This window comes from Mesorhizobium sp. RCAM 05104 (genome assembly GCF_059683645.1).
On sequence record NZ_CM185033.1, the window covers coordinates 6,267,171 to 6,293,106 of the forward strand.

The following is a 25,936-nucleotide window of genomic DNA, read 5'->3' on the forward strand; positions in this document are numbered from 1 at the left end:
GGAGCCACTTTTGGGCGGCATGCACTGGGAGCCGGATCTGAAACCATGTCGGAAAAACCAGTCGATGCCCTGACGGAAAGCGAGGCCGAGGCCGAGCTGAAACGCCTGGCGGAGGAGATCGCCGAGCACGACCGGCACTACCATACCGAGGACGCGCCTGTTATCACGGACGCGGAATATGATGCGCTGACGCGGCGCAACCTCGCCATCGAACAGCGCTTCCCCTCGCTCGTGCGCGAGGATTCGCCATCACGCAGGGTGGGTGCAGCGCCGGCCGAAGGTTTTGCAAAGGTACGCCATGCCGTGCCGATGCTCAGCCTCGCCAAGGCCTATACCGATGAGGATGTCGCCGATTTCATCGAACGTGGCCGGCGGTTCTTCGACCGCGACAAGGACCTCGACATCGCCTTCACGGCCGAGCCGAAGATCGACGGGCTGTCGGCTTCGCTGCGCTATGAAGGCGGCGTGTTCGTGCAGGGCGCAACGCGCGGCGACGGCACGGTCGGCGAGGACATCACCGCCAATCTCAAGACCATCGCAGACATCCCCAAGACCTTGAAGGGCTCGGGCTGGCCGGAGGTCATCGAGATACGCGGCGAGGTCTACATGACCTATGCGGAATTCGAGGCACTGAAGGAACGATCGGCCGCGGCCGGCGGTCAGGATTACGTCAATCCGCGAAATACGGCGGCCGGGTCGCTGCGGCAGAAGGACCCATCCGTCACCGCCAGCCGCAATCTCAAATTCTTTGCCTATGCGTGGGGCTATACAACGGAGGATCCCGCTCCGACCCAATATGAATCGGTGCGGAGATTCGCCGATTGGGGGTTCAAGATCAGTCCGCTGATGGTGCGGGCGAAGTCGGCCGACGAGCTGATCGCGCACTATCATCGGATCGAGGAACAGCGCTCGTCGCTGGGCTATGACATCGATGGCGTCGTCTACAAGGTCGACCAGCTGGAACTGCAGCGCAGATGGGGTTTCGTCACCGGCGAACCGCGCTGGGCCGTCGCGCACAAATTCCCGGCCGAACAGGCGATGACGATCGTGCAGAAGATCGACATCCAGGTCGGCCGTACCGGCACGCTGGCACCGGTTGCGCGGCTTGCGCCCGTCACGGTTGGCGGCGTCGTGGTCGAGAATGTCACGCTTCACAACGAAGATTATATCAAGGGTCTGGACAGCACCGGCCAGCCGATCCGCGACGGCATTGATGTGCGCATCGGCGACACGGTGGTGATCCAGCGGGCAGGGGACGTCATTCCGCAGATCGTCAGCGTCGTCATCGACAAGCGTCCGCCCGATGCCGTGCCTTACGAATTCCCGCACACCTGCCCGATCTGCGGTTCGCCGGCCACGCGCGAGATCAACGAGAAGACCGGCAAGGAAGATTCGCGCCGACGCTGCACCGGTGAACTGATCTGTCCGGCGCAGGCCGTGGAAGGACTGCGCCATTTCGTGTCGCGCGGCGCCATGGATATCGAAGGCCTGGGCGCCGAGAACATCGATATCTTCTTCAATGCCGGACTGATCAAGACAGCCGCCGATATCTTCACGCTCAGGGATCGGCGCCCCGCCGTCACCAAGGCGCTGGCCGAGCGGCGCGAGGAGCAGGCCAGGCAGCGCGAGGCCGCCTCGGGCAAGACGCGCAAGAATGTGCGCAGTGTCGAGGAACGCAACTACGAAGGCCTCGACAAGCTCTTCGCCGCCATCGACGCTCGCCGCGAACCCGAACTCGATCGTTTCATCTTCGCGCTGGGCATCCGCCATATCGGCGAAACGACGGCCGCCGTGCTTGCCCGAACCTTTTCGACCATCGAGGAACTGATCCGTGTCGGCAGGGAGACAGCGGCGGCGGCCGATCCGCACACCGTTTTCCCATCGGTCAACGGCATCGGCGACACGGTGATCGGCGCGCTGCGCGATTTCTTCGGCAATGAACGCAACGACGATGTGCTCGAAGCACTGCTCGCGCAGGTCAAGCCGAAGCCGTACATCGTGAACGTCTCGGCTGACAGCGTGGTCGCTGGCAAGACAATCGTGTTCACGGGCTCGCTGGAAAAGATGACGCGCTCCGAAGCCAAGGCGATGGCCGAACGTCTCGGCGCCAAGGTGGCGGGCTCGGTTTCGGCGAAGACCGATCTTGTCGTGGCCGGGCCGGGCGCCGGCTCCAAGCTCAAGCTGGCCAGCGAACTCGGCATCGAGGTGATTGACGAGGACGCCTGGCTGGTGCGGATCGGCAAGGCGTGATGGAAAGTGCATTCAAAGGCTTCGGCCCAAAGGCCATTCCGTTCCTGAAGGCGCTCGATTTCCACCAGAGCCGGGAGTGGTTCCTGGAAAATCGCGACCTGTTCGAAAGGGAATTGCGCGAGCCGTTTGGCGATCTGGTCGAAACGCTGACGGAGCGTTTCACAGCCGCGGGGCTCGGCCTGCGCGGCGACCGCAAGAAGTCGCTGTTCCGGATCAACCGCGACGTGCGCTTCGCCAAGGACAAGCGGCCTTACAACCGGCATTTGTCCGCCATTCTGTCGCCCGACGGCACCAAGATGGAGCAGGGCGTGTTCTACGTCCATATCGGGCTTGAAGGTTGCTTTGCCGGCGTTGCCTGGTGGCAGCCGGGGGCCGTGCTGCTGTTGGCGATGCGCAGGGCCATCGCGACGCAGCCCGACAAGTTTCGCGCCATGGTGAAGGCGTTGAAGAAAAACGGGCTCGAACTCGACACCGAAGGCTGCATGAAGCGCACGCCACGCGGCTTCGATGATGTCGCCGACGCGGATCTTGTCGCCGCTATCCGCAATCGGCATTTTGTCGTTCGGCACGCAATCGATCCGGCTGGAATCCATGGTCCGGCACTGGTCGACGAACTCGTCGATTTTACCGTGCGCGCCAAGCCGCTGCTCGACTGGGGCAGGGCTATAGAGGGCAAAGTCCTTGCCGACTAGCCTTTCGACAGGGCGCCGTGACGATCATTTCCGCTGATCGTTTGGCTCAAGCGAATTCGTGTGACAAGGCAGGCGGCGCTTCCTACATCAGGCCCTTGCCCAGGGAGTGGTCATGACGGCAGAAGCAATTTCCGAAAGCCGCGCGAAGAGCGATTTCTGGCAGGGCGTGCGGCTCTCGATGCCTGTTGTCGTGGCGTCGGCGCCGTTCGCGGTGCTGTTCGGGGCGCTTGCCGTCGACAACGGATTTTCCGTGCTCGAAGCCTTTCTGATGAGCGCGCTGGTCTTTGGCGGCGCCAGCCAGATGGTCGGCATCCAGCTGTTCGGCCAGCATGTCGCGCCGTGGCTGATCGTGCTGTCGATCTTTGCCGTCAACTTCCGCCATGTGCTCTATTCCGCCGGCATCGGCCGGCGCATCGCGCACTGGCCGATCATTCAGCAGGCGCTTGGCTATTTCATCCTCACCGATCCGCAATTCGCGGTGGCCGAGGCGAGGGCGGCGTCCGGCCGGACGGTCGGCTTCGCCTGGTATCTGGGACTTGGCCTGCCGGTCTATGTGTTCTGGGTGATCGAAAGCGCGCTCGGCGCGGTGTTCGGCAAGCTCATCCCCGACACGCATGCGCTGGGCATCGATTTCCTATTGCCGATCTATTTTCTTGGCCTCGTGATGGGCTTCCGCAAGCGGCCCTTGTGGCTGCCGGTGGTCATCGCCAGTGCTTGCGCCTCCATCATCGCCTACAAGACGGTGGGCTCGCCTTGGCACGTCTCGATCGGCGCCGTTGCCGGCGTGCTACTTGCCGTCATCCTGCCGCCCCACCACAGCGGCGTGAAGGTGCGGCCATGAGCACGACATTCTGGATCATCATCGCCGGCGCGATCGCCACCTATCTCACGCGCATCGGCGGACATCTGGTCATCTCGCGCTTCGAGAACATCCATCCGCGCGTCGAGGCCGGCCTCAACGCCGTGCCGGCGGCTGTGCTGACGACGCTGGTGGCGCCGGAGCTTTTGAATGCCGGGCCGGCGGAATGGGCGGCGCTGGTCGTCACGGCCGTGGTTTCGCTGCGCGGCGGGCTGATGTCGATGTTCCTGGCGGGGGCAGCGGTGTTGATCGTCGCGCGGCAATTTGTTGGCTGATCTTCCAGGCGCGATCGCTTTGGACCGTTGGCGCTGCCCCTCATGCCGAGGCGCTGCCCCTCATGCCGAGGCGCTGCCCCTCATGCCGAGTATTTCTCCCCGTAGAACGGGGAGAAAGTGGCTCACCTCAGATCTTGGCGTCGTGCGGCAGCGGTGCGGTCGCTTTTTCCAGCCAGGCCAGCGTCTCGCCATCGAGCATCGGCCCGATCTCGGCCAGCACGCGCGCATGGTATGCGTCGAGCCATTGCAGTTCGTCGCGCGTCAGGAGGTCGGTGCGCACCAGCCGCTTGTCGATCGGCGCGAGCGTCAGCGTCTCGAAGCCGTGCATGGCGATGTCGCCGCCTTCGACCTGTGCCGCCGGAGTGACCAGGATAAGGTTCTCGATGCGGATGCCGTAGGCGCCTTCCTTGTAGTAGCCCGGCTCGTTGGACAGCATCATGCCCTCGAGCAGCTTTTCGGTTCCGGTGCGGGCGATGCGCTGCGGGCCTTCATGCACGGCAAGGTAGGAGCCGACGCCATGGCCGGTGCCGTGGGCGAAGTCGCAGCCATGCTTCCACAGCGCCATGCGCGCGACGGCATCGATTTCCGAGCCGCGCGTGCCGGCGGGAAAGCGCAGCGTGGAAATGCCGATCATGCCTTTCAGCACCAGCGTGAAGCGTTCTCGCATTTCCTGGGTCGGCTGGCCGACCGGCACGGTGCGGGTGATGTCGGTGGTGCCGTCCTGATATTGCCCGCCGGAATCGAGCAGGAACAGTTCGCCGGCCTGCAGCTTGCGGCTGGTGGCGCGCGACACCCGGTAATGCATGATGGCGCCGTTCGGGCCGGCGCCGGAAATGGTGTCGAAGGACACATCGCGCAGCGGCATCTGGGTTTCCTCGCCGGTCTGCCGGCGCGTCTCCTCCAGCCTGGTGACGACCGATATCTCGTCGAGCGAGCCCGGTTCTTGGCGCTCCAGCCAGCACAACAGCTTGGCCACCGCGGCGCCATCGCGGCGATGCGCGGCGCGAGAACCGTTGATCTCGGCCTGGTTCTTCGTCGCGCGCGGGATGCGGGCGGGATCTGGCGCGGCAATCACGGTGCCGCCATTGTCCTCGACCAGCATGCGCAACCTGTCGGCCGCCAGCACCGGGTCGAGCGCGATTTTCGCGCCACCCTTGGCGAGAGCCAAGATCGCCGCTTCGAATTCGTCGGGCTCGTGCAGATCGGCAAGCTGGGTGAGGTAGGCCGCGACCTGACGCGAGAATTTGCGCCGATCCATGAAAAGCTGGTGCGATCCGTCGGTCGCCAGTATGGCGAAGCCGAGCGCCAGCGGCGTGTGCGGCACGTCGCCGCCACGGATGTTGAAAGCCCAGGCGATGGAGGAAGGGTCGGTCAGCACGGCATGGGTGGCGCCGTCCTTGCCGATCGCCATCGCCAGCCGCGCCAGCTTGTCCTTGGCGAGTTCGCCAGCAAAGCCGATCGGGTGAAGCTCGACCAGGGCCACCGGCGCCTCGGGCTGATCCTTCCAGATGATGTCGATCGGGTTCTTGTCGAGTGGCACCAGCACGGCGCCGGACTTGTCGGCCGAGGCCTGCAACGCCTTGACCTCGCTTATGGTGTGCAGCCAGGGATCGAAGCCGAGCCGCGCACCCTTGCCGATGTTTTCCCGGAGCCAGGCAGCCGGCGGGTTGTCGACAAGGCTTTCGATCGAAAAGATGTCGAGATCGACCTCGCCCCGCACCTGCAGCGTGTAGCGTCCATCGACAAAGACGAAGGCGCGGTCGCGCAGAACGATGGCGACACCGGCCGAGCCGCTGAAGCCGGTCAGCCATTTCAGCCGCGCCGAACGGTCGGCGACGTATTCCCCCTGGTGCTCGTCGGCGCGTGGCACGATGAAGCCGTCCAGCCCGTTGGCCGCCAGCCATTGGCGCAGCAGCGCCACGCGCGGCTTGCCGACTGTCGGGTCGCCGGCGGAATCGAAGGTCTGGAACATGGTGGGCCTCCTTGTACTCGCGCGACCGTAGCGTATGGCCCTGGAAAGCGGAATCGATTTCCAGCCGGCGCAAACTGCTACAGCGCTGCCTGGCTGACAACCAAACGCGCTTGGTCCAGGCCGGCCGGTCTTAATGCTTGAGATGGATCGTTACCCAGCCTTCGCGGTGCAAGGTGCGCACGTGGCGGAAGTTCTGGCCGACATAGGCCGAGATCACGGCGTCGCGCTGGCGTTCGAGGATGCCTGACAGCACGATCGAGCCGCCTAGCGCGATGTGATCGGCCATTTGCGGCGCAAGCCGCATCAGCGGCCGCGCCAAAATGTTGGCGACGATGAGATCGAAAGGCGCGCGCTTGCCGAAGATCGGGTGATGAAAGCCCGGCGCGGTCACCGTTTCGACCAGCGCCTTGACGTGATTGAGCCGCGCATTGGCGGCAGCGACCCTCACGGCCACCGGATCGATGTCGGTGGCGAGCACCGGAATATGCGCCAGCTTGGCGACGGCGATGGCCAGCACCGCGCTGCCGGTGCCGAGGTCGAGCGCATTGCGCGGATGTTCGCGCCGCACGACCCTTTCCAGCATCTCCAGGCAGCCGGCGGTGGTGCCGTGGTGGCCGGTGCCGAAGGCAAGGCCGGCCTCGATCTCGATGGCGAGTTCGCCGCTGTGGCGCTTTCTGCGATCATGGGCGCCGTGGACGAAGAAACGCCCGGCACGCACCGGCTTCAACCCTTCCAGCGAGCGCGCCACCCAGTCGATGTCGGGCAGGGACTCACGTTCGACCGGCCTGGACAGCGCGAGGCCAGCAAGAACGTCCTTCACCCGCGCCTCGACCGCGTCGACATCGCCATCGGCATAGAGCGAGACTTCGTGGATGTCCTGGTCCTCATCGACCTCGAGCACGGCGATCGGCAGGCCCTCATCCTCGAAGGCGGCCTCGAACGCCGCGAAAATGAGGTCTGCCTCGCTCTTTCGGGTGATGAAATGAAGCCGCGTCTGGGTCATGAATGCATTTCTTGTTCGAGCATGATCTCTGGACAGACGGAACCGTTTGTCTGAGAAAACCGGTTCCCGCTCTTGGGGATCATGCTCTAGCCCTTCGCCGCCAACCGCTTCAATTTTGCGATTGCCGTATCCGCGCTTTCGCCATAGGCGATCGTGCCGGCGAATTCGCCCTTGGCATTGAGCAGCAGCACCGAGGCGGTGTGGTCCATCGTGTAGTCGCCGTCGCCGGTGTCGACCTTCTTCCAGTAGATGCCGAACGACTTGGCCATGGCATGGACCTTGTCCGGGTCGCCGGTGATGCCGGTGATGCGGTCGGAAAAATTGCTGACATAGGCGTTCATCACTTCCGGCGTGTCGCGCTCCGGATCGACAGAGACGAAATAGGCATGCAGGTTCTTGCCGTCGTCGCCGAGCGTCTTCAGCCAGCCGGCCAGCTCGAACAGCGTCGTCGGGCAGACCTCGGGGCAATGGGTGAAGCCGAAGAAGACGACGCTGGGCTGGCCCCTGAAGGCGCCTTCGGTGATCGGCGCGCCCTTCTGGTCGACCAGGGTAAAGGCGGTGCCGAAAGGCTCGCCGCCATAATGGCCGCGGTACCAGTCGAAGGTCAGCCAGCCGATGCCGGCCGCCATAAGTACGAGAATGCCGACCAGAATAGAACGCATCATCAGTAAGGTCCGTCCGCAGAAATCATCGGTGGCGCCGGCTCCATGCCGCGCCAGCGCGACAGTCTTAGCGGTTCGACCCCGTCCAGGCAAAGTGCCGCGTTGCCGCAATAGCATATGGTGTTGACGTATCTGCTTGCAAAGCCAAGCTGTTCGCCCCACCTGAGACCGGAAAACTCGAACCGCGGGAGACTCCTTGCGAAAACTGATCGGCGGCGCGCTGGCCGCATGTGTTGTCCTTGGCGCCGGTGCGGCCGTCGCCGAGGAAGTCGGCAAGGTCGGTGTCGACTGGCTCGGCAACGACATCATCGTCGAGGCGATCAAGGATCCGAAGGTGGAGGGCGTGACCTGCCACGTCTCCTATTTCGATCGCGGCATCATCGACCGCCTGCACAAGGGCAACTGGTTCGAGGATCCTTCCGATTCCTCGATCTCCTGCCGCCAGACCGGACCGATCACCATCGGCGACATCGACATGAGCGAGGCCGGCGAGGAAGTTTTCAAGCAAGGCATCAGTCTGATCTGGAAGAAGCAGGTGGTGAACCGCATCTACGACAAGGCCAACGAGACGCTGATCTATCTGTCGCATTCGCGCCAGGTGCAGAACGGCTCGGCGAAAATGTCGGTCACCACCGTGCCGCTTTACGGCCAGAACGTCGTGTGGACCAACGGCAAGCCGAAGTAGGTGGATCTAACTCTTTCCCGGAACTGGTCTGACGGACGATTGGCCCCGCTTGCGGGGCCAATCGTCCGGGGGTAAAGCCGCCGGCATGGATCGTTCAGAACGTCTCGTCCCGAAGGACCCCGAGCCGCGCATCCATCCGACCGCGGAATTGAAGGGGTGCAAGCTCGGTCGCTATGCCTCGATCGGCGAGCGGGTGGTGCTGCGCGAAGTGACGGTTGGCGACTTCTCCTATTTCGAGCGCCATTCGGAAGCAATCTACGCGACGATCGGCAAATTCTGCTCGATCGCCGCCAACAGCCGCGTCAATGCGCTGGACCATCCCATCGAGCGGCTGACCCAGCACAAGGTCAGCTACCGGCCGAACGAGTATTTTCGCTGGCTGGGCGTCGATGCCTCGTTCCGCGAGCGACGCCAAGCGCAAGCCGTGACCATCGGTCATGACGTCTGGATCGGCCACGGTGCGGTGATCATGCCGGGCCTGCGTATCGGCAATGGCGCCGTCATCGGTGCCAATGCGGTGGTGACGCATGACGTGCCGCCCTACACGATCGTCACCGGCGTGCCGGCCAGACCACTCAGGCCACGTTTCGTCGCCGACATCGCGGCGCGCATCGAGCGCCTTGCCTGGTGGGACTGGCCGGTCGAAAAGCTGGCGAGGGCGGTTCCTGACATGCAGGCCATACCGATCGAGGCCTTCCTCGATCGCTGGGAAGACAGCGCGGTCTAAGCCGCATGCGAGCGCTTGAGCGTTCAGGGCATCAACGGGCCTATGCTCCGCGCCATGCGGGGTGGCGCGACGGAAGGCGCTGGAGGCAAACGCTGTGAAGCGGAGGGAGCAGGCTCTCTGCCTGTGGGAGTGGGTGTGTTTTCCGCTTCTTCGCGCGAAGCGTGTATTGAATTGTGCCGGTTGTATTGTTTCCGGCGGGAACCTGAAGCGCCGCCAGTTGTTTCTCGTCGCACGGCAGCCATCGAGGGATCTCGATAATGGAAAAGCTCTTCACAAGGATCGCCAACACCGTCGCCCATCTCGCCGGCCTGCCGCCGACATTTGCCGCCTGTTGCCTGATCATCATCGTCTGGGCGCTGAGTGGGCCGCTGTTCGGCTTTTCGGACACCTGGCAGCTGGTCATCAACACCGGCACGACCATCATCACCTTTCTGATGGTGTTTCTCATCCAGAACACCCAGAACCGCGATGGCGCGGCGATCCAGGCCAAGCTGGATGAGCTGATCCGGGTCAGCGAGGGCCATAACCGCTTTATCGGCATCGAGCACCTGACCGAATCCGAGGTCGAGGAAATCCGCGACAAATGCGAGCGGGCGGCGAAGCGGCATGACGAGAAGATAGCAACGATGGCGGCAAAAAAGGCCGTGGCGCGCAAGCGCGGGCCGAAAAAGCAGGCGGCCTGAAGCGTCAGGGACTTAATTCGGAACCAGCATCGGTTTCTTGTTTGGCCATGATCTCTCCACGCCGGAGGTCAGTGCATGCAGTCATGTTCATTGTTTCATGAACGCAGCGAAGGGCTCCTTGTAGTCCGGATGCCAGCGCGACAAAGCGGGCCGGTTCTCGATGATGTCGCCGATCGCCCATGCCATGCGCTTTTCATCCAGCGGCCGTGCCGCCTCATTGTCCGGGCACAGGATGTAGAAGTCGCCCCTGGTCAGGGATTCCAGCATGAAATCAACAACCTGTTCGCCGGTCCAGGCGCCGGCCGGCTTCTCCGTCGCGCCTTCGGTCAGGCCGGTATAGGTGAAGCCGGGGATGAGCAGATGGGCGGCGACATGGGCGCCGGGTTCGTTGCGCAAGGCATGCGCCAGGCCTTCGGTGAAGGTCTTCACCCCGGCCTTGGAAACATTGTAGGCAAGATTGCCAGGCGGCGTGGTGATGCCTTGCTTGGAGCCGGTGTTGATGATCAGGCCGGGCTTGGCCGATGCCAGCATGCGCGGCGCGAACGCCTCGACGCCATGCACGATGCCCCAGAAGTTGATGTCCAGCAGCCGCTTCCAGGCGTCGCGGTTTTCCCAGGGCTTTCCCGGGTTGTTGCCGACGCCGGCATTGTTCATCAGCAGCGACACGTCGCCGAAGGCGCCGAACGCCCTGTCGGCGAGACGGTCCACGTCTTCCGCCTTCGAAACGTCGGCGGCGACAGGGAGCACCGCATCATCTCCGGCAATGGCCGCCACCGCGCGCGAGGCATCGTCAAGGCGTGCGCCGGCAACATCGGCGAGGACGATCTTCATGCCCATCAACGCAAGCCGTTTGGCGGCCGCAAGACCAATACCGCTGGCCGCGCCGGTGATGACGGCGGTGTTGCCCGGGCCAAGCGCGGGCAGGGCGGTCTGGATCTCGGCGTCGGTGATCATGGGCTATCGGTTCCTTCTTTCAGTGACGCCGAACTTAGCGCTGGAACGGGCTTGCGCAAGCCCGTCTCCACCCTTGTCCGCGTTCCACGGTTGTCCGGGTTGACCACTCCGGCCGAGGCTGCGCATGCTGCCTTGGCAAAAACGGAGATTTCCTGATTGACGGACTGGGTCGAAATTCTGAAGCAGCAGACCGCCACCGGCGACCAGATGGGCCGCGAGGTGCCACAGATGCTGGCCAACCCCGATATCAGCGAGGCACAGGTGAAGACGCTGTTTTCCGCGTTGGAGAAACAAGCCGAGTTCGTCGAGAAGCTGCGCATGGCGCTGGAAAAGTTCGGCCATGATTTCTCGATCATCAAGGCGGCGGAACGGCTGGAGGAACGCTATGCCGATCTTGCCGCTTCGGTGGCGGAAAAGCTGAAAGCGATGCGCACGTAGAGCAATTCCAGGAAAAGTGTGGAGCGGTTTTCCCGGGAAAAGCGCGTAACGCTTTCCCTTGGGAATTGCGTCAAACAAAAGAGCTACTTTTCGACCATCCGAGCGAAACGCGTATCCGGCACGAGCCATACGGTCGCGACCATTACGTAGATCGCGACGCCAATCCATTGGCTGACAAAGGTGAGCGGGATCGCCGCGAGGTAGAAGGCGAGCGAGATCTTGCCCTTGCGGTCGCTGCCGAGAGCCCTGGCAAAGGCGCTGTCGCCGCCGTGAAGCCGGTGCAGAGCGCTGGTCAGGATGTTGAAGCCAATAGCGCATAGCGCAAGGTCGGCGCCATAGACGGCGACCGGCACCGGCGCGAAATGATTCTCGCCCATGAATGCCGTCGTTGCCGGCATCAGCGACAGCCAGAACAGCAGATTGAGGTTCGCCCACAGCACGCGGCCGTCGACGCGCTGCACCGTGTGGAACATGTTGTGCAGATTGTTCCAGTAGATGCCGACATTGATGAAGGACAATACGTAGCAGAGGAAGACAGGCCACAGCGGCACCAGGGCTGAAAGGTCCTCGCCATGCGGAACCTTCAGTTCAAGCACCATGATGGTGATGATGATCGCCACCACGCCATCGGTGAATGCCTCGACCCTGCCTTTGCCCATGGAACTCCCCCGAATGTCGGGCGAAATCTACGCGATGGCGGGACGTGCGGCTACCCGCCATGTGGCCGGGCGACCGGAAGATGGCCCGCACTTTGTGCAGGCGGACCATGAGAGCCATTGAGTATTGCCTGGCCGGCGGTCGACGAACCCCCGCTGGTGCCAGATCGTTCAGCCGTTCGGTGTCTCGGGCGTCATATGCGCGCGCTGGCGTGGCACGCCAAGCCCGGTGTCCGGCGGCTCGCCGGCGGCCGGCCTGTTCTCGATCATGTGCATGGTGCGCCAGCGGCCGAAACGGTAGTAGGCCGCGGCCAGCATCAGCGACGTGATCGAGCCGGCTGGAAAACTCCACCACAGCGCCTCCTCGCCGATCACGCCGCGCATGAAATAGGCAAAGCCGGTGCGCACGACCAGCACAGAGATCACCAGGATGATCAGCGGCGGCATCACCGCACCCGTAGCGCGTACCGTGGCGAACAGCACGATGGTGATGCCGAACAGGATGAACGACCAGGAGGCGACCTTGTTGATGTGGGCGGCGATGTCGATCGCCGTGCTGTCGCTGCTCAGGAACAGGCTGAGGATCGAGCGATCGAAGACCCATAGCAGCGCGACGAGAGCGCCGGTCAGGACAAGGTTGAAGCCAACGCCGGAGGCGGCGATGCGGCCGATCCGGTCCCAGCGCTTGGCGCCGACATTCTGCGCCGCCATTGAGGAGACCGCCGCACCGATGGCGAGCGCCGGCATCTGGATGTAGGTCCATAGCTGGGCGGCGATGCCATAGGCTGCGGCGACCCGCGAGCCGTAGGAATTGACGATGCCCATCACGGTTAGTGCTGCCGCCGAGATGACGATCATCTGCAGGCCCATCGGCACGCCCTTGAAGACGACGATGCGCAGCAATGCGGGATCGGGCCGCAGCAAGGCGAGATTGGCGCCGGCCAGCCGCAACGGATGCTTGCGCGCATAGAGCACGACGAGGATGGCGATCACGCTCACCGTCTGGCCGATCAGCGTCGAGGTAGCCGATCCCGCGATCCCGAGTTCGGGAAACGGGCCGATGCCGCGGATAAGCAGCGGGTTGAGCACGATGTCGAGGACGACGGCGAGCGCCATGAAGATGAAGGGTGTGCGCGAATCGCCGGCGCCGCGCAGCACGGTCATGACGAAGGACAGAAGGTTCATCATCGGCACGGCGACGAAGATGATGCGCAGGTAGGAGCGGGCGAGCGGCAAGGCGTCGGCCGGCGTGCCGAGCGTGTTGAGGATGCCGTCGACCCAGATCCAGCCGCAGACGGCGAAGACGACCGAGACAAGGAAGAAGAAGGTGGCGCTGGTGCCGACGATGCGGCGGGCTTCGGGCAGGTCGCGGGCGCCGACCGACTGTGCCACCAGGATGGTCGCCGCCATGCCGATGCCGAACACCGTGCCGAGGATCAGGAACAGCACGAGGTTGGCATTGGAGGTGGCGGTCAGCGCCGCTTCACCAAGGAAACGGCCGACCCAGACGGCGTTGATCGAACCGTTGAGCGACTGCAGCACGTTGGAGCCGAGCACCGGCAAGGCGAACAGCAGAAGCGTGCGCGGGATCGGACCGCTGGTCAGGTCGCCGGTGCGCCGACGCGCGGGCATTTTTTCGTCCATGGCTGGCAACTCGGCGAAGCTTCCGTGAGTCCGGTTCGCGATGATCGCCGATTCAACGAGGCAGGTCGATGCGGCATCGGAAAAGATTGGCCTGAGATGATCTGGCGTGCCTCGATCCAATCATGTTCTCAAAGCCTCTGGAATAGGATATTGATCGTCGCCGCGTGGGGCCGCATATCTTTGTTTGAGCATGATCTTTCCGAAAACCGGTTTCCACTTTTCGGGATCATGCTCTGAAATCTGATGGATAGACCGGGGGGTTCATGTCCGATATTCCGCTTTTTTCTGAGCGCCTGAGCCGGCGCGCGTTTCTTGGTGCGTCCGCTTTGGGCGCGGCCTCCGTGGCTCTTTCGGCGTGCACCACGACGGAGGTGGTGACACCACCGGTGACAGCGCCGCCACCCGAGCCGGCTTTCGGCGATGCCGCAAGCATGTACGCGGCGCGCGTCGACGAGGGCTATCAACTGCCGGCAATCCCGGTGGCCAAGCTCGATCCGAAGTTCGTGCGCCAGATCGTGTCCGATCCGACCGGGGAAAAGCCTGGGACGATCGTCGTCGATGTCTCCGAGCACTTCCTCTATCTGGTGCGCGACGGCGGCAAGGCTATCCGCTATGGCGTCAGCCTCGGCAAGGCCGGTTTCGGATGGACCGGCAGCGCCGTGGTTCAGGCGAGGAAGAAGTGGCCAGTCTGGACGCCGCCGCCGGAAATGATCCAGCGCCGGCCGGAACTGGCCAAATACAAGGACGGCATGCCGCCCGGCCCGCAGAGCCCGCTAGGCGCCCGCGCGCTCTATCTGTTCCGCGACGGCAAGGACACGATGTACCGGCTGCACGGCACGCCGGAGTGGGATTCCATCGGCAAGAACGCATCGTCGGGCTGTGTGCGCTTCATGAACCAGGACATCATCGACCTCTACAGCCGCGTCAATGGACCCGCGCCGGTCTTCGTGCGCCCGAACCTGTCGCCTGCCGGCAAGATCATGGCCGTGTCGAGCAGGACGGCCGAGCCGATCGATGCCGGCGTGCCGAAGGACGCCGAGTTCTTGAAGTAAGCCTTCACCCTCTGCTCGGGCGGACGCGCCAAGCGCGCCCGCCCCGCAGCGATCGCTACTTCCTGGCGAGGCCTGGAAGCGTGACCTGATAGACCAGGAACATGGTGTCGACATTGGCGCCGTCATCGGCCTTGTAGGGCGCGCCGACCTGGAAACCGTCCTGGGTGAGGAAGTCGTTGTCGTTGGCGACGAACAGGAAATAGTCGTCGGGCAGCTTCGGATCGAGCACGCTGACCACCGACATCGCCTCCCATTTCTCGGACAGGTTGTTGTGGTCGTTCGGCGCGCCATTGTGCAGGCCGAAGCGGCCAAGCTCGGCGTTGTCGTTGATGTCGATGAACGGCGTCAGCTTGGCTGGTGTCACCGAGGGATCAAGCACGCCCTTTGGCGCCACCGGCTTGTCGGCAGAGTCGAAGGCGCCGCCGGCGATGTCGGTTGCCGAGGAGAGATCGACGATGTTGATCTCGCGGTAGAGCGAGGTGTCGCCTTTCAGCCCCTGGCCGTTGTTGCTGTCGCGCGTGATCATCAGAAACGTCTGGTCCGAGAGCGCCGCGATCTCGCTCTGCGCAGCGATTTTGGTCTTGCCCTTGGCATCGGTGAACACCGGCAGCGGCACGATATATTCATGCGCCAGCTTCAGATGGGCGAAGTCGGAGGCGTCATAGACCAGGGCGCGGGTGTTCTGGCGCGTCGAGCCGGAATCGCCGCCATCCTGCCTCGCCGCCGATTGCAGCACGGCGATCAGGAACTTGCCGTCCGGCGTCATCGCCATGCCTTCTAGGCCCTGGTTGTTCTGGCGGCCGGTGTCGGGATCCTTGGGATCGGGGTCGGCAGCGCCGGGGCCGGGGTTGTCCGAGGAGAAGTTCGGCGCGCCCTTGCGCATCGGTACCAGCGCTGTCGGCGGCTGGGTCGCCGACAGCAGGCGGCCTTCGGCGGAAAACCGGTAAATGTTCGGGCCATATTCATCAGAGATGAACATCGAGCCGTCGGGCAGCCGCACAATCGCCTCGTTGTCGAGGGCGAGCTTGCCATTGGTGGCGGCGGGCAGCAGCGGCATGTCGCCGGCGGCCGGACGGACATCCGACAACGGGTCGAGCCCGGTGGTGTCCGCGCCCTTGTCGTCGGTGAGAAGCAGGCTGTCGGCCAGCGTCGCCTTGACGTCTGTCTGCTCCTGGCCGGCAGCAGGAGCGGCGCCCGGCGCGACGGGGGAGAACTCGATGGCGATGGTGTTGAGGCGCGGCCGGTAGTCGGTGGTGCCGGCGACATTGTAGCCGCGATCCGGCAGTAGCCAGAGCGAGCCCTTGTAGCCAGCCGCATCATGCGTCCAGCCTGATGTGTCTATCGCCATGCCGGAGCCCGAGCCGAACGTCTCGCCGAACTTGTCGCGCAGACCGGCCGGGATGCGGCCGACGCCGACCAGGCCCTTGTTGACGAGGCCGCCGACGGTCGCGGTGCTGTCGGCGAGCGCCGGCGTCAAGGCGGTGAACAATGCCAGCGCGACGCCAAGCGACGCGGTTCGGTACAGGTGTTTCATGGATGATCCCTTGTGACAAAGCGAGCCGAAGCGGCCGAAGGATGAAAGCTGAAAGAGGCGCCACATCGACGATGCCGCGCGCGCCTCTCCAAAAACGGTCTACGGCGCGAACATGATGCTTGCGTGACAGCGGGCCACGCATGCCCGCCGGCTTGCTCACGCGCCGATAAAACCGTGCGCTGGCGCCACAGAATTGGTCACCCGGTCACGCATCGGTTCGATCAGGCATGATGTGTTCGTGTTGCACTGGACACTTATGTCCAGTGCATATATGGTGCTGCTTCTGACAGGGAGGGGGATGCGTTGAAATCGCGCTACCGTGCAGTCGTCATCGGAGGTGGCGTGGTCGGCGCCTCGGTGCTCTACCATCTGACGCGGTTCGGCTGGAGCGATGTGGCGCTGATCGAGCGTGCAGAGCTGACGGCCGGTTCGACCTGGCACGCCGCGGCCGGTTTCCACGCGCTCAATGCCGACCCCAACGTCGCTGCGCTGCAGGACTACACCATCAACCTCTATCGCGAGATCGAGGCCGAATCCGGCCAGAACGCCGGCCTGCACATGACCGGCGGCGTCAATATCGCCAGCGATCCCGCGCGCTGGGAATGGTTGAAATCGGCCTGGGCGGTGTTCCAGTCGGTCGGCATCGAGACAGCCCGCCTCGTAACGCCGGAAGAGATCAAGGAAATCTGCCCGATCGTCGATGTCACGGGTGTGCTCGGCGGCCTGCATGATTCCAACGAAGGTCATCTCGATCCCTATGGAACGACGCATGCCTATGCGGGCGCCGCGAAGAAGCGCGGTGCCGACATCATCCTGCGCAACCGGGTCGTCGAGCTGAAGGCGCGCGCCGACGGAAGCTGGGACGTCGTCACCGAACAGGGCACCATCGTCGCCGAGCATGTCGTCAATGCGGGCGGGCTGTGGGCAAAGCAGCTCGGCCGCATGGCCGGCGTCGACCTGCCGGTGACGCCGATGGAGCACCATTATTTCATCACCGAGGACATTCCGGAGGTTGCCGCTCTCGACAAGGAGCTCGGCCTTGCCGTCGATCTCGACGGCTTTTCCTATCTTCGGCAAGAGCGCAAGGGCGTGCTGCTCGGCGTCTATGAGCAGAACCCCAAGCACTGGAACATGGATGGCGCGCCGTGGGACTACGGCATCGAGCTGATCCCGGAAGATATCGACCGCATCAGTCCGGAGCTGTCCAAGGCCTATGAGCGCTTTCCTTGCCTGGCGACGGCCGGCATCCGCAAATGGGTCAACGGCGCCTTCACCTTCACCCCCGACGGCAATCCGATCGTCGGGCCAGTGCGTGGCCTCAGGAACTACTGGGTCGCCTGCGGCGTCATGGCCGGCTTCAGCCAGGGTGGTGGCGTCGGCAAGTCGCTGGCCGAATGGATGATTTTCGGCGAGCCGCAAGCCGACATTTTCGGCATGGACATTGCCCGCTACGGCGCCTTCGCCGCCAACCGCTGCTATCTCAAGCAGACGACGCGGCAATTCTATTCGCGCCGTTTCGTCATGACCTTTCCCAATGAGCGGCTGCCCGCCGGCCGGCCGCTGAAACGCCCCGGCGCCTATGACGGCATGACGGCGGCGGGCTGCGAATGGACGGCGTCATGGGGGCTGGAAATTCCGGCCTATTTCGCGCCGATGGGGTTTGCCGAGAACACGACGTTGCGGCGCTCCAACGCCTTCGACATTGTCGGCGACGAGGCGCTGCAGGTGCGGCGCGCCGCCGGCCTTGTCGATATCTCGGCCTATTCGCGCTATGCCGTGTCCGGGCCCGGCGCGGAGGCATGGCTCGACCGGCTGCTTGCCTGCAGGCTGCCAAGGCCGGGGCAGGCGAGGCTCGCGCCGATGCTCGGCCATGACGGGCGGCTGAAGGGCGACCTCACCGTCTTCAACTGGGGTGGCGGCGACTATTGGCTGATGGGCTCCTACTATCTGCGTGAGTTTCACATGCGCTGGTTCGAGAGCCATGCGGCGGCGGGCATCACCGTTACCGACCTTTCCGACACGATGAGCGGCTTCCTGCTGACTGGACCGAATGCGCGCAGGATCCTGGAACGCACGACGCATCAGGATGTGTCCGGCGCGGTACTGCCATTCATGGCCTGCGGCGCATTCGACATCGGCATGGTGCAGGCTCGCATGGCGCGGCTGTCGATCGCCGGCGAGCTCGGCTTCGAGATCAGTTGCCCGGTGACCATGCATGCCGGCCTGCGCGAGACTCTGCTGGCCGCCGGTGAGAATCTCGGTTTGGCCGAGATCGGCTACTATGCGCTCAATGCGCTGCGGTTGGAGAAAAGCTTCGGCATCTGGTCGCGCGAATTCACGCAGGGCTACACGCCGGGCCAGACCGGTCTCGACCGCTTCATCGCTTTCGACAAGGGTGACTTCATCGGCCGCGCGGCGGCATTGAAGGAGCGTGATGGCGGCGATGCTCGCCAATGCGTGGTGACATTGGAGATCGATGCCATCGACGCCGACGCCAGCGGCTTCGAGCCGGTCTGGCATCAGGGCCGGCGTGTCGGCTTCGTTACCTCCGGCGGTTACGGCTATGCGGTCGGCAAAAGCCTGGCGCTGGCGCTCGTCGACCGCGATTTCTCGGGCGAGGGCACCGCGCTTTCGGTCCATATCATTGGCATAGAGCGGCCGGCGCGCGTCATCGCGGCCTCGCCCTACGATCCCCAGGGTAAGGCGATGCGGCAATGAGGAGGATTTCCGATGATCGATGACGCGGCACGAGACAGCAGGCGCGAACGTCGGCGCGGGCGTACGGGCGAGGCCGGCAGCGAGAGCAGCCGCCATCCCAACTACCGTTCACTGAAGAACCCGTTCCTGCCGCAGCCGATCTTTTCGGACGATCAGGTCGCTTCGATCCACGACACGGCATTGCGCGTGCTGGAAGAGCTCGGCATCAAGGTGCTGCTGCCGCGGGCGCGTGAGGTTTTCGCCGACGCCGGCGCCCTGGTCGACCCGGACACCGACATGGTGCGCATCGGCCGCGACATGGTGACGGCGGCTCTGGCCTCGGCGCCGAAATCGATCCTCGCTCATGCCGGTTCTCGGTCCCGCGACCTCAGCCTCGAACTCGGCTCGATGACCTTCCTGGCCGGATGCGGGGCGCCGAACGTCACCGATCTCGAGCGCGGCCGGCGGCCGGGAACGCTGGCCGATTTCGAGGACCTGATCCGGCTGGTGCAGCATTTCGACGTGCTGCATATGCTGGGACCGTGCATCGAGCCACAGGATGTCGACAACCGTTTTCGCCATTACGCCGTCAACCGCGCGCAGCTGACGCTGTCCGACAAGTTTCCGTTCGTCTTCGCGCGCGGCACCCCGCAGGTCGAGGACGGCTTCGAGATGCTGCGGCTGGCGCGTGGCCTGTCGGAGGACGAGTTCCTGGCAAATGCCCATTGCTACACCGTCATCAACACCAACTCGCCGCGCCAGCTCGACATTCCGATGGCGCAAGGCATCATCGATTTCGCCAGGGCCGGGCAGGTCTCCGTCATCACCCCGTTCTGCCTGGCGGGCGCCATGGCGCCGATCACGGTCGCCGGCGCGCTGACGCTGCAGCATGCCGAAGCGCTGGCCGGGCTGACGCTGGCGCAGATCGTGCGGCCCGGCGCGCCGGTCGTATACGGTTCCTTCTCCTCCAATGTCGACATGAAATCGGGTGCGCCCGCTTTCGGCACGCCGGAGCACGTCAAGGCGACATTAGGGGCCGGCCAGCTGGCGCGCTTCACCGGCCTGCCGTGGCGGTCGGGCGGTGGCAGCGCGGCGAACATCTCTGACGCACAGGCGGCGCACGAGACGCAGTTCGCGCTGTGGGGTTCGGTGCTGGCCGGAGCGACGATGTGCATTCATGCCGCCGGCTGGCTGGAGGGGGGCCTGAGTGTCTCCTTCGAGAAGCTGATCACCGACATCGAGGCGCTGCAGACGGTGGCTGAACTGTGTGCCGCGACGCCTGGCGACACCGATACGATCGGCTTCGAGGCGATCGCCGAAGTGCAGCCGGGTGGCCATTTCTTCTCGGCCGGCCACACGATGGCGCGCTACCGCACCGCTTTCTATGAGCCGCTGGTGGCCGACTGGTCGAACTTCGGCAACTGGACGCAAAGCGGGTCGAAGACGGCAAGCGAGCGCGCCACCGGTGTCTGGAGACGCACACTTGCCGATTTCGCCCCGCCGGCAACGGCTGTCGCAACATCAGGCGTGCTCGACGAATTCATCGCGCGGCGCACTGCAGAGGGCGGAGCAGCACCGGTGTCGTGAGGCGCGAGCAGCCGCCAGAGACCCCTGCGCCTACCGCAACTTTCGCGGTGCGATGGGTCCTTGCCATTGGCAATTGGCGCATGCCGTGCAGAAATGAGCGGCATGCGCGAAGCCTTGATCGCAGTGATGATTTTCCTGTGCCTGGCGGCGGCGCCGCTGGTCAGCATGGCGGTCTGGCCCAAGCTGCCGGCCAGACATCGCGATGACGACACCAACAATGTGGTCCGGCTTGCCGCCAACCTGTTCGGGGTGATGACCTCGCTGGTGCTCGGCCTGATGATCAACTCGGCCAAGAACACCTTCGAGTCGGTCGATCACAATGTGCACGCCTATGCGACGGAGCTGATCCTGCTCGACAGGACCTTGCGCCAGTATGGCCCGGAAACCGACGCGGTGCGCCAGCCGTTGGTCGCCTACGTGCAGAGGGTGGTGGCCACCTCGTCACAAACGAGCGAAACGCCTATCGTCGCCAACCAGCTGTCCGAACGTCTGCTGACGGAGATCGGCTCACGGCTGAATGCGCTGACGCCGCCCGACGCTGTCCGTGGCTCCCTTCTGCAGGATGGACGCCAGCGCCTGCAGAAGGTGCTGGAATTGCGCTGGATTCTGGTCGAGCAGTCGGAAGGCGCGATCCCTTGGCCGCTGATTGCCATGCTGGTTGCGTGGCTGGCGCTGATCTTCGCCAGTTTCGGGTTCAGGGCACCGAAGAATGCGATCACTGTCGCAACCTACGTTGTTTCGGCCGTGCTGATAGCCGGGGCACTCTACCTGATCCTCGACATGGACGTGCCGTTCTCCGGCCCGATCCAGATTTCACCGATGCCGCTGGAGAGGGCGCTGGCGGAATTGCAGCGATGATGCGGAACCGCGCGACATTCCCAGGCATTCATGGGGATGAACCACGGAGGACGACATGGGTTTCGACCAGTATCACGAACCGCCTGAAGAACTGTCGCAGAAGGTACGGACCTTTGCCCGCATGATCACCTCGCTGATCGAGGAGGCGGAAGCGATCGGCTGGTACGAACAGCGCATGTCGGTGGAGAAGGACCCGCAGGCGCGCGCCATCATGAAGAACGCGCAGGGCGAGGAGTTCAAGCATTTCGGCATGGATCTCGAATTCCTGCTGCGCCAGAAAAAGGACTGGCGGGCGGAACTGAAGGAAATCCTGTTCACCACCGGCGATATCGTCAAGGCCGGCGAGAGAGGCGAGAAGAAGGTGGATTGAGGCCGCCGGCCTTTGACGCGGCAGCGGCTGCGTCAAATCAATCGCTGTCGCGCGCCACCAGTTCCAGCGGCCAGACCTCGCGGATGATCCGCGGACCTTCCGGACCGGCGAAGGCCGGGATCGAAGCCAGCAGCATTTCGGCCAGCCGCTGTCCCATCGGCTCCAGCGACGGACGGAAGGCGGTCAGCGCCGGGGAAAAATAGCGGCAAAGCGGCGTGTCGACGATGACGATCACTGCAATATCATGGCCGGGCCGGATGCCCATCTCGGCCAGCGCCTTACAGCCGCCGAGCGCCATGGCGTCATTGTTGAAGATGATGGCGGTGGGCCGATCCTTGGAGAGCATTACGTCCGCCGTCACCTGATAGCCGCCGGCCTCGTTGATGAAGCCGTCGGCGATCAGGCCGGGGTCGACTTCAATGCCGTGCCGCTCCAGCGCCTTGCGATAGCCGTCCAGGAACAGGTAGCCGAAGTTGAGATCGTGCGAAGGGCGGATGGCAGCGATGCGGCGATGGCCGCGCGCGACCAGCCGGTCGACGGCTTCATCACCCGCCCTCTCGAAATCGATATCGAGCGAAGGATAGGTGTCGCCGCCGGATTGACTTCGGCCAAGCGTTGCAAAAGGAAAGCCGGCCTTGCTGAGATAATCGATCCGATCGTCTTCCCGCCGTGTGTTGGCCAACACAACCGCGTCGGCACGGCGCGTCTCAACCACACGGCGCAGCCTCTCCTGCTGGTATTGGCCGGGCTCACCCATGACGACCATCAGATCCAGGTCATAGTCGGCGAGCCGCGCCTGCAGACCAGTCAGGAACGGGATGAAGAACGGTTCGCCATATTGCTGGTCGCCGGGATGCGGCTGCAGCATGAAGGCGATCGAACGGGTGGCGCCCTGGCGCAGGCTGCGGCCGGATTGGTTCGGCGAATAGTTGAGCTTTTTGGCCGCTTCGAGCACGCGCTGGCGGGTGTCGGCATTGACGTCGGCGCGGCCATTCAGCGCCCGCGACACGGTGCCGATCGAAATGTTCAGGTGACGCGCAAGGTCGTGGATGCTGGACGCCAAGGACAGTTCTCCCCCGACCCTTGGCTAGCACCGGCTGCCGCTCAGGCCAAGGCTTCGGGATGATTTTCGCAGGCAGCCGATTGACATTCTACGCTATCGGGTGTGTTCTCGTAAACGTTTACGGGAAAACGTTTACGGTGATGCCGTGAATGCCGTGACATTCGGTCTGGAGGGACCGGACGGGAGGAATGCCGGATGATGAATGTCGTCCTCGTCGGCTGCGGAGCGATGAGCAGGCAGTGGCTCGATGCCGCCAGGCAGATCGACGGGCTTGCCATTGTCGGCCTTGTCGACCTCGACGCCGAACGGGCGAAGGCGAGGGCGCGCGAATACGATCTCACCAGGGCCGTCATCGGCACCAGCCTCGACGCGGTACTCGATCAAACCAGGCCCGACGCGGTGTTCGATGTCGTGGTTCCCGCCGCCCGGCGCGAGGTTGCGTTCTCCGCCTTTGCCCATCATTGCCATTTGCTGACGGAAAAACCGCTCGCCGACAGTCCGGAGAATGCGCGCGCCATCGTCGAGGCCGCGCGCCAGGCCGGGCGTGTCCATGCCGTCGTTCAGAACCGGCGCTATGTCGCCAATGTCAGGCGCATCAGGCGCTTTCTCGACTCCGGCGCCATCGGTGCCGCGACCAGCATCCATGCCGACTTCTTCGTCGCGCCGCATTTCGGCGGCTTTCGCGAGGAAATGGCGCATGTGCTGCTGCTCGACATGGCCATCCATACATTCGACGCCGCCCGCTACATGGTCGCCGGCGAACCGGCCGGCGTCTATTGCCAGGAATGGGAGCCGGCCAATTCCTGGTACCGGCAGGGATCGTCGGCAGCCGCCGTCTTCGATCTCGGCGGCGGCAAGCGGTTCACCTATACCGGCTCCTGGTGCGCCGTCGGCTTCCGCACCAGCTGGGAAAGCACATGGCGCATCGTCGCCGAGCGCGGCAGCCTCATTTGGGATGGCAACGACGCGCTAAAGGCAGAGGTGGTGGTGCCGGGCCGCGACGGCCTGTTCGACAAAATCGAGGCGATCGAGGTTCCGCCGCTCGATCCCGCCGACCGCATCGGCGGCCATCTCGGCATCATCCAGGATTTCATGCGCGCGATCGAGACCGGCACCGAGCCGGAGACGCGCGGCACCGACAACATCAAGAGCCTGGCCATGGTCTTCGGCGCCATCGAGAGCGCCGAGACCGGGCGCCGGGTGGCGATCCCCACACAGGAAGGACAATGATGCCAAACCCGCTTCTCGACATCCGGATCGGCACCATGGTGCGGGCCAACCTCGACGATCCGGCCGCCTACATCAAGGCGATCCTGCCGCTGGGATTCGAGAGCATCCAGCCCTTCTTCTGGCAGACGCTGGGCGGCAAGGATTTGCCGCGGCTGGCGGGCCAGATCCGCGAGGCGATCGGCGATGCCGACGTCACAATGTCCTCGATCGGCGTGTTCGGCAATCCGCTGGAGAGCGGCGATGTCGATCGCGGCGTGCTCAAGGCCTGGGAAACGGTGATCGACAACGCGCATCTGTTCGGTGCCTCGACGGTCAGCGGCTTCACAGGCCGCCTCCGCGGCAAGCCGCTGCCGGAGAGCCTGCCGCGCTTCAAGGAAGTGTGGGGGCCGCTGGCAAAGCGCGCCGCCGACAAGGGCGTGCGCATCGCTTTCGAGAACTGCGCCATGGACGGCAACTGGGCTGGTGGAGACTGGAACATTGCCCACAACCCGGACGCCTGGGAGCTGATGTTCAACGAATTGCCCGACGAAAATCTCGGGCTGGAGTGGGAGCCCTGCCACCAGCTCGTCTACCTGATCGACCCGATCCCGCAAATCCGCAAATGGGCCCCGCGCATCTTCCATGTCCACGGCAAGGACGCGACGGTGCGCTGGGACGTCATCCGCGAGCACGGCGTGTTCGGCCGCCTGCCGTTCGTGCAGATGCGCACGCCTGGCTTTGGCGACAGCGACTGGACGCGGGTGATCAGCGAATTGCGGCTGGCCGGGTACAAGGGCGCCATCGACATCGAGGGCTGGCACGATCCGGTCTATCGCGGCGACCTTGAAATTACCGGTCAGGCGCGGGCGCTGGATTATCTCAAGCAATGCCGGGGAGGTGCCAGCTACCTGCAGAATCCGGCGTGAGTGCGGGCCGGCGGGAGGGCCGGCCAGCGAAGATTGCGGCGCATTGCCGAAGCGATCGTCCAAAACCCTCGGCTAGCGAGGAAACAAAGGGAGGATAAGTGCATGAGCATGACGATGAGAAGGACATTTCCGCGCTTGACGGTCGTGGCTGCCGCCACGGCGCTCGCCGCCGCAATCTCGACCCCGCCGGCGCAGGCGCTCGACGCCCAATGGTGCAAGGACGTCCATATCCGCTTCTTCGTCGGCGGCGCCGAGGGCGACGCCTTCGGCACCATCGTCTACAATGGCGCCAAGCAGGCGGCCGCCGATCTCGGCCCGAAGGTCGACTACATCTTCTCCGGCTGGGACGTCGAAAAGATGGTGCAGCAATTGCGCGAGGCGGTAGCGGTCAAGCCCGGCGGTATCGCCATGATGGGCCATCCCGGTGATGACGCGATCATGCCGCTGGCCCAGCAGGCGCACAAGGACGGCATCAAGATGATGTACCAGAACGTGCCGGTGCCGAAGGTGACGGCGGCATTCGGCGGCGGCTATGTCGGCGCCCAGCAGGAGCAGCAGGGCCGCGCGCTCGGTGCCGAGGCGTTCAAGCTGGCCGGGCTGAAGTCCGGTGACAAGGCGATCATGATCGGCCCGTTCGACAATGAGAGCCGGGGCGCACGCGAGCGTGGGACGGTGGCCGCGCTGAAAGAGGCCGGCGTCGATGTCATTCAAATCAATTCCGTACCCGAGTGGGCAGCCGATCCGAATCTCGCCATCCCGGTGATCACCGCGGCACTGCTCAACAATCCCACTGTGAAGGCGGTCGGCTATCCCGGCGGGCAGATGCTCGGCAATGTGCCGACCTACATGCAGGCCGCAGGGCGGAAGCCGGGCGATGTCTTCAATTTCGGCTTCGACACCAGCCCGCAGATCGTCGAGGGCTTCAAGGGCGGATGGGTGCAGCTGACAGCCGACCAGCAGCCGTTCCTGCAGGGCTATCTGCCGATCCTCAGCCTTTGCCAGCAAGTGGTGCTGGGGCTGGCGCCGATGAATGTCGACACCGGTGCCGGCTTCGTCACGCCGCAGAACTACGAGATCGTCTCAGAGCTCGCCAAGCAGGCGCTGCGCTGACCTCCCAAGGCTGCCGGCCGGGCCGAGCCC

General features: G+C 64.2%; 24 protein-coding genes. 16 read left to right on the forward strand and 8 right to left on the reverse strand.

Annotated elements, in window-relative coordinates:
• Positions 1–45 precede the first annotated feature (45 nt).
• The 4 genes from ligA (at position 46) to AC56QP_RS30690 (ending at position 4,076) form a co-directional block, all read left to right on the forward strand.
• The gene (gene ligA, locus AC56QP_RS30675; protein WP_497100938.1) at positions 46–2,250 is read left to right on the forward strand and encodes an NAD-dependent DNA ligase LigA; all 2,205 of its coding nucleotides are present in this window, start codon (positions 46–48) and stop codon (positions 2,248–2,250) included.
• Positions 2,250–2,942 (forward strand): DUF2461 domain-containing protein, encoded by a 693-nt coding sequence (locus AC56QP_RS30680; RefSeq protein WP_489862084.1) that lies wholly within the window; start codon positions 2,250–2,252, stop codon positions 2,940–2,942. Before ligA ends, AC56QP_RS30680 begins: the two co-directional genes overlap by 1 nt.
• A 112-nt stretch (positions 2,943–3,054) precedes the next feature.
• Positions 3,055–3,783 carry an AzlC family ABC transporter permease gene (locus AC56QP_RS30685; protein ID WP_489862083.1) on the forward strand — a complete coding sequence of 243 codons (729 nt, stop codon included), beginning with the start codon at positions 3,055–3,057 and terminating at the stop codon, positions 3,781–3,783.
• Positions 3,780–4,076 carry an AzlD family protein gene (locus AC56QP_RS30690; protein ID WP_202353569.1) on the forward strand — a complete coding sequence of 99 codons (297 nt, stop codon included), beginning with the start codon at positions 3,780–3,782 and terminating at the stop codon, positions 4,074–4,076. Before AC56QP_RS30685 ends, AC56QP_RS30690 begins: the two co-directional genes overlap by 4 nt.
• Before the next feature lie 127 nt (positions 4,077–4,203).
• Here the strand turns inward: AC56QP_RS30690 and AC56QP_RS30695 are convergent, their stop codons facing one another.
• The 3 genes from AC56QP_RS30695 to AC56QP_RS30705 form a co-directional block, all read right to left on the reverse strand.
• On the reverse strand, positions 4,204–6,048 hold the full coding sequence (locus AC56QP_RS30695; protein WP_489862082.1) for an aminopeptidase P family protein: 1,845 nt from the start codon (positions 6,046–6,048) through the stop codon (positions 4,204–4,206).
• A gap of 130 nt (positions 6,049–6,178) precedes the next feature.
• Complete coding sequence (locus AC56QP_RS30700) at positions 6,179–7,051, reverse strand: 50S ribosomal protein L11 methyltransferase (protein ID WP_489862081.1); 873 nt, start codon at positions 7,049–7,051, stop codon at positions 6,179–6,181.
• An 86-nt stretch (positions 7,052–7,137) separates the two neighbouring features.
• The gene (locus AC56QP_RS30705; protein ID WP_489862080.1) at positions 7,138–7,716 is read right to left on the reverse strand and encodes an SCO family protein; all 579 of its coding nucleotides are present in this window, start codon (positions 7,714–7,716) and stop codon (positions 7,138–7,140) included.
• A 193-nt stretch (positions 7,717–7,909) separates the two neighbouring features.
• On the opposite strand from AC56QP_RS30705, the gene AC56QP_RS30710 reads away from it, so the two are divergent.
• The 3 genes from AC56QP_RS30710 (at position 7,910) to AC56QP_RS30720 (ending at position 9,808) form a co-directional block, all read left to right on the forward strand.
• A complete protein-coding gene (locus AC56QP_RS30710; RefSeq protein ID WP_091580363.1) occupies positions 7,910–8,398 on the forward strand; it encodes a CreA family protein in 489 nt (162 codons plus the stop codon).
• A gap of 85 nt (positions 8,399–8,483) precedes the next feature.
• Positions 8,484–9,125 (forward strand): DapH/DapD/GlmU-related protein, encoded by a 642-nt coding sequence (locus tag AC56QP_RS30715; RefSeq protein WP_489862079.1) that lies wholly within the window; start codon positions 8,484–8,486, stop codon positions 9,123–9,125.
• A gap of 257 nt (positions 9,126–9,382) precedes the next feature.
• The gene (locus AC56QP_RS30720; protein WP_489862078.1) at positions 9,383–9,808 is read left to right on the forward strand and encodes a low affinity iron permease family protein; all 426 of its coding nucleotides are present in this window, start codon (positions 9,383–9,385) and stop codon (positions 9,806–9,808) included.
• Between the two features lie 87 nt (positions 9,809–9,895).
• On the opposite strand, the gene AC56QP_RS30725 is transcribed toward AC56QP_RS30720, so the two are convergent.
• A complete protein-coding gene (locus AC56QP_RS30725) occupies positions 9,896–10,762 on the reverse strand; it encodes an SDR family NAD(P)-dependent oxidoreductase (RefSeq protein ID WP_489862077.1) in 867 nt (288 codons plus the stop codon).
• A gap of 156 nt (positions 10,763–10,918) precedes the next feature.
• Between AC56QP_RS30725 and AC56QP_RS30730 the strand changes: the two genes are divergently transcribed.
• On the forward strand, positions 10,919–11,200 hold the full coding sequence (locus AC56QP_RS30730) for a hypothetical protein (RefSeq protein ID WP_091580374.1): 282 nt from the start codon (positions 10,919–10,921) through the stop codon (positions 11,198–11,200).
• A gap of 83 nt (positions 11,201–11,283) precedes the next feature.
• Here the strand turns inward: AC56QP_RS30730 and AC56QP_RS30735 are convergent, their stop codons facing one another.
• Together AC56QP_RS30735 and AC56QP_RS30740 are read right to left on the reverse strand one after the other, a co-directional pair.
• A complete protein-coding gene (locus AC56QP_RS30735; RefSeq protein ID WP_489862076.1) occupies positions 11,284–11,859 on the reverse strand; it encodes a TMEM175 family protein in 576 nt (191 codons plus the stop codon).
• A 168-nt stretch (positions 11,860–12,027) separates the two neighbouring features.
• A complete protein-coding gene (locus tag AC56QP_RS30740) occupies positions 12,028–13,500 on the reverse strand; it encodes an MATE family efflux transporter (RefSeq protein WP_489862075.1) in 1,473 nt (490 codons plus the stop codon).
• Positions 13,501–13,763: 263 nt separating this feature from the next.
• On the opposite strand from AC56QP_RS30740, the gene AC56QP_RS30745 reads away from it, so the two are divergent.
• Complete coding sequence (locus AC56QP_RS30745) at positions 13,764–14,552, forward strand: L,D-transpeptidase (protein WP_489862074.1); 789 nt, start codon at positions 13,764–13,766, stop codon at positions 14,550–14,552.
• 55 nt (positions 14,553–14,607) lie between these two features.
• Here AC56QP_RS30745 and AC56QP_RS30750 read toward each other — a convergent pair whose 3' ends face one another.
• Positions 14,608–16,086, reverse strand: coding sequence for an esterase-like activity of phytase family protein (locus AC56QP_RS30750; protein ID WP_489862073.1), 1,479 nt, complete (start codon positions 16,084–16,086; stop codon positions 14,608–14,610).
• 303 nt (positions 16,087–16,389) lie between these two features.
• Between AC56QP_RS30750 and AC56QP_RS30755 the strand changes: the two genes are divergently transcribed.
• The 4 genes from AC56QP_RS30755 to AC56QP_RS30770 all read left to right on the forward strand — a co-directional run bounded on the left by AC56QP_RS30755 (position 16,390) and on the right by AC56QP_RS30770 (position 21,598).
• Positions 16,390–18,804: a GcvT family protein gene (locus AC56QP_RS30755; protein WP_489862072.1), complete on the forward strand. Its 2,415-nt coding sequence runs from the start codon at positions 16,390–16,392 to the stop codon at positions 18,802–18,804.
• Positions 18,805–18,816: 12 nt separating this feature from the next.
• The gene (locus tag AC56QP_RS30760; protein WP_497100937.1) at positions 18,817–20,370 is read left to right on the forward strand and encodes a trimethylamine methyltransferase family protein; all 1,554 of its coding nucleotides are present in this window, start codon (positions 18,817–18,819) and stop codon (positions 20,368–20,370) included.
• Between the two features lie 102 nt (positions 20,371–20,472).
• Positions 20,473–21,228 (forward strand): bestrophin-like domain, encoded by a 756-nt coding sequence (locus tag AC56QP_RS30765; RefSeq protein WP_489862071.1) that lies wholly within the window; start codon positions 20,473–20,475, stop codon positions 21,226–21,228.
• A gap of 55 nt (positions 21,229–21,283) precedes the next feature.
• Positions 21,284–21,598 (forward strand): ferritin family protein, encoded by a 315-nt coding sequence (locus tag AC56QP_RS30770; RefSeq protein ID WP_091580394.1) that lies wholly within the window; start codon positions 21,284–21,286, stop codon positions 21,596–21,598.
• 37 nt (positions 21,599–21,635) lie between these two features.
• On the opposite strand, the gene AC56QP_RS30775 is transcribed toward AC56QP_RS30770, so the two are convergent.
• Positions 21,636–22,661 (reverse strand): LacI family DNA-binding transcriptional regulator, encoded by a 1,026-nt coding sequence (locus AC56QP_RS30775; RefSeq protein ID WP_091580602.1) that lies wholly within the window; start codon positions 22,659–22,661, stop codon positions 21,636–21,638.
• 195 nt (positions 22,662–22,856) lie between these two features.
• On the opposite strand from AC56QP_RS30775, the gene AC56QP_RS30780 reads away from it, so the two are divergent.
• The 3 genes from AC56QP_RS30780 to AC56QP_RS30790 all read left to right on the forward strand — a co-directional run bounded on the left by AC56QP_RS30780 (position 22,857) and on the right by AC56QP_RS30790 (position 25,906).
• Positions 22,857–23,891, forward strand: coding sequence for a Gfo/Idh/MocA family protein (locus tag AC56QP_RS30780; RefSeq protein ID WP_489862070.1), 1,035 nt, complete (start codon positions 22,857–22,859; stop codon positions 23,889–23,891).
• Entirely contained in the window at positions 23,891–24,796 is a 906-nt protein-coding gene (locus AC56QP_RS30785; RefSeq protein WP_208604642.1) for a sugar phosphate isomerase/epimerase family protein, read from the forward strand. The genes AC56QP_RS30780 and AC56QP_RS30785 overlap by 1 nt, the downstream gene beginning before the upstream one ends.
• 102 nt (positions 24,797–24,898) lie before the next feature.
• Positions 24,899–25,906, forward strand: a complete 1,008-nt coding sequence (locus AC56QP_RS30790) for a substrate-binding domain-containing protein (protein ID WP_489862069.1) — start codon at positions 24,899–24,901, stop codon at positions 25,904–25,906.
• The last annotated feature ends 30 nt before the right edge of the window (positions 25,907–25,936 follow it).

What these genes read in the sequence shown, in the direction of transcription:
- ligA (WP_497100938.1), top strand. Translation starts at nt 46, where the DNA reads ATGTCGGAAAAACCAGTCGATGCCCTGACGGAAAGCGAGGCCGAGGCC.
- AC56QP_RS30680 (WP_489862084.1), top strand. Translation starts at nt 2,250, where the DNA reads ATGGAAAGTGCATTCAAAGGCTTCGGCCCAAAGGCCATTCCGTTCCTG.
- AC56QP_RS30685 (WP_489862083.1), top strand. Translation starts at nt 3,055, where the DNA reads ATGACGGCAGAAGCAATTTCCGAAAGCCGCGCGAAGAGCGATTTCTGG.
- AC56QP_RS30690 (WP_202353569.1), top strand. Translation starts at nt 3,780, where the DNA reads ATGAGCACGACATTCTGGATCATCATCGCCGGCGCGATCGCCACCTAT.
- AC56QP_RS30695 (WP_489862082.1), bottom strand. Translation starts at nt 6,048, where the DNA reads ATGTTCCAGACCTTCGATTCCGCCGGCGACCCGACAGTCGGCAAGCCG.
- AC56QP_RS30700 (WP_489862081.1), bottom strand. Translation starts at nt 7,051, where the DNA reads ATGACCCAGACGCGGCTTCATTTCATCACCCGAAAGAGCGAGGCAGAC.
- AC56QP_RS30705 (WP_489862080.1), bottom strand. Translation starts at nt 7,716, where the DNA reads ATGATGCGTTCTATTCTGGTCGGCATTCTCGTACTTATGGCGGCCGGC.
- AC56QP_RS30715 (WP_489862079.1), top strand. Translation starts at nt 8,484, where the DNA reads ATGGATCGTTCAGAACGTCTCGTCCCGAAGGACCCCGAGCCGCGCATC.
- AC56QP_RS30720 (WP_489862078.1), top strand. Translation starts at nt 9,383, where the DNA reads ATGGAAAAGCTCTTCACAAGGATCGCCAACACCGTCGCCCATCTCGCC.
- AC56QP_RS30725 (WP_489862077.1), bottom strand. Translation starts at nt 10,762, where the DNA reads ATGATCACCGACGCCGAGATCCAGACCGCCCTGCCCGCGCTTGGCCCG.
- AC56QP_RS30735 (WP_489862076.1), bottom strand. Translation starts at nt 11,859, where the DNA reads ATGGGCAAAGGCAGGGTCGAGGCATTCACCGATGGCGTGGTGGCGATC.
- AC56QP_RS30740 (WP_489862075.1), bottom strand. Translation starts at nt 13,500, where the DNA reads ATGGACGAAAAAATGCCCGCGCGTCGGCGCACCGGCGACCTGACCAGC.
- AC56QP_RS30745 (WP_489862074.1), top strand. Translation starts at nt 13,764, where the DNA reads ATGTCCGATATTCCGCTTTTTTCTGAGCGCCTGAGCCGGCGCGCGTTT.
- AC56QP_RS30750 (WP_489862073.1), bottom strand. Translation starts at nt 16,086, where the DNA reads ATGAAACACCTGTACCGAACCGCGTCGCTTGGCGTCGCGCTGGCATTG.
- AC56QP_RS30760 (WP_497100937.1), top strand. Translation starts at nt 18,817, where the DNA reads ATGATCGATGACGCGGCACGAGACAGCAGGCGCGAACGTCGGCGCGGG.
- AC56QP_RS30765 (WP_489862071.1), top strand. Translation starts at nt 20,473, where the DNA reads ATGCGCGAAGCCTTGATCGCAGTGATGATTTTCCTGTGCCTGGCGGCG.
- AC56QP_RS30770 (WP_091580394.1), top strand. Translation starts at nt 21,284, where the DNA reads ATGGGTTTCGACCAGTATCACGAACCGCCTGAAGAACTGTCGCAGAAG.
- AC56QP_RS30780 (WP_489862070.1), top strand. Translation starts at nt 22,857, where the DNA reads ATGATGAATGTCGTCCTCGTCGGCTGCGGAGCGATGAGCAGGCAGTGG.
- AC56QP_RS30785 (WP_208604642.1), top strand. Translation starts at nt 23,891, where the DNA reads ATGCCAAACCCGCTTCTCGACATCCGGATCGGCACCATGGTGCGGGCC.
- AC56QP_RS30790 (WP_489862069.1), top strand. Translation starts at nt 24,899, where the DNA reads ATGAGCATGACGATGAGAAGGACATTTCCGCGCTTGACGGTCGTGGCT.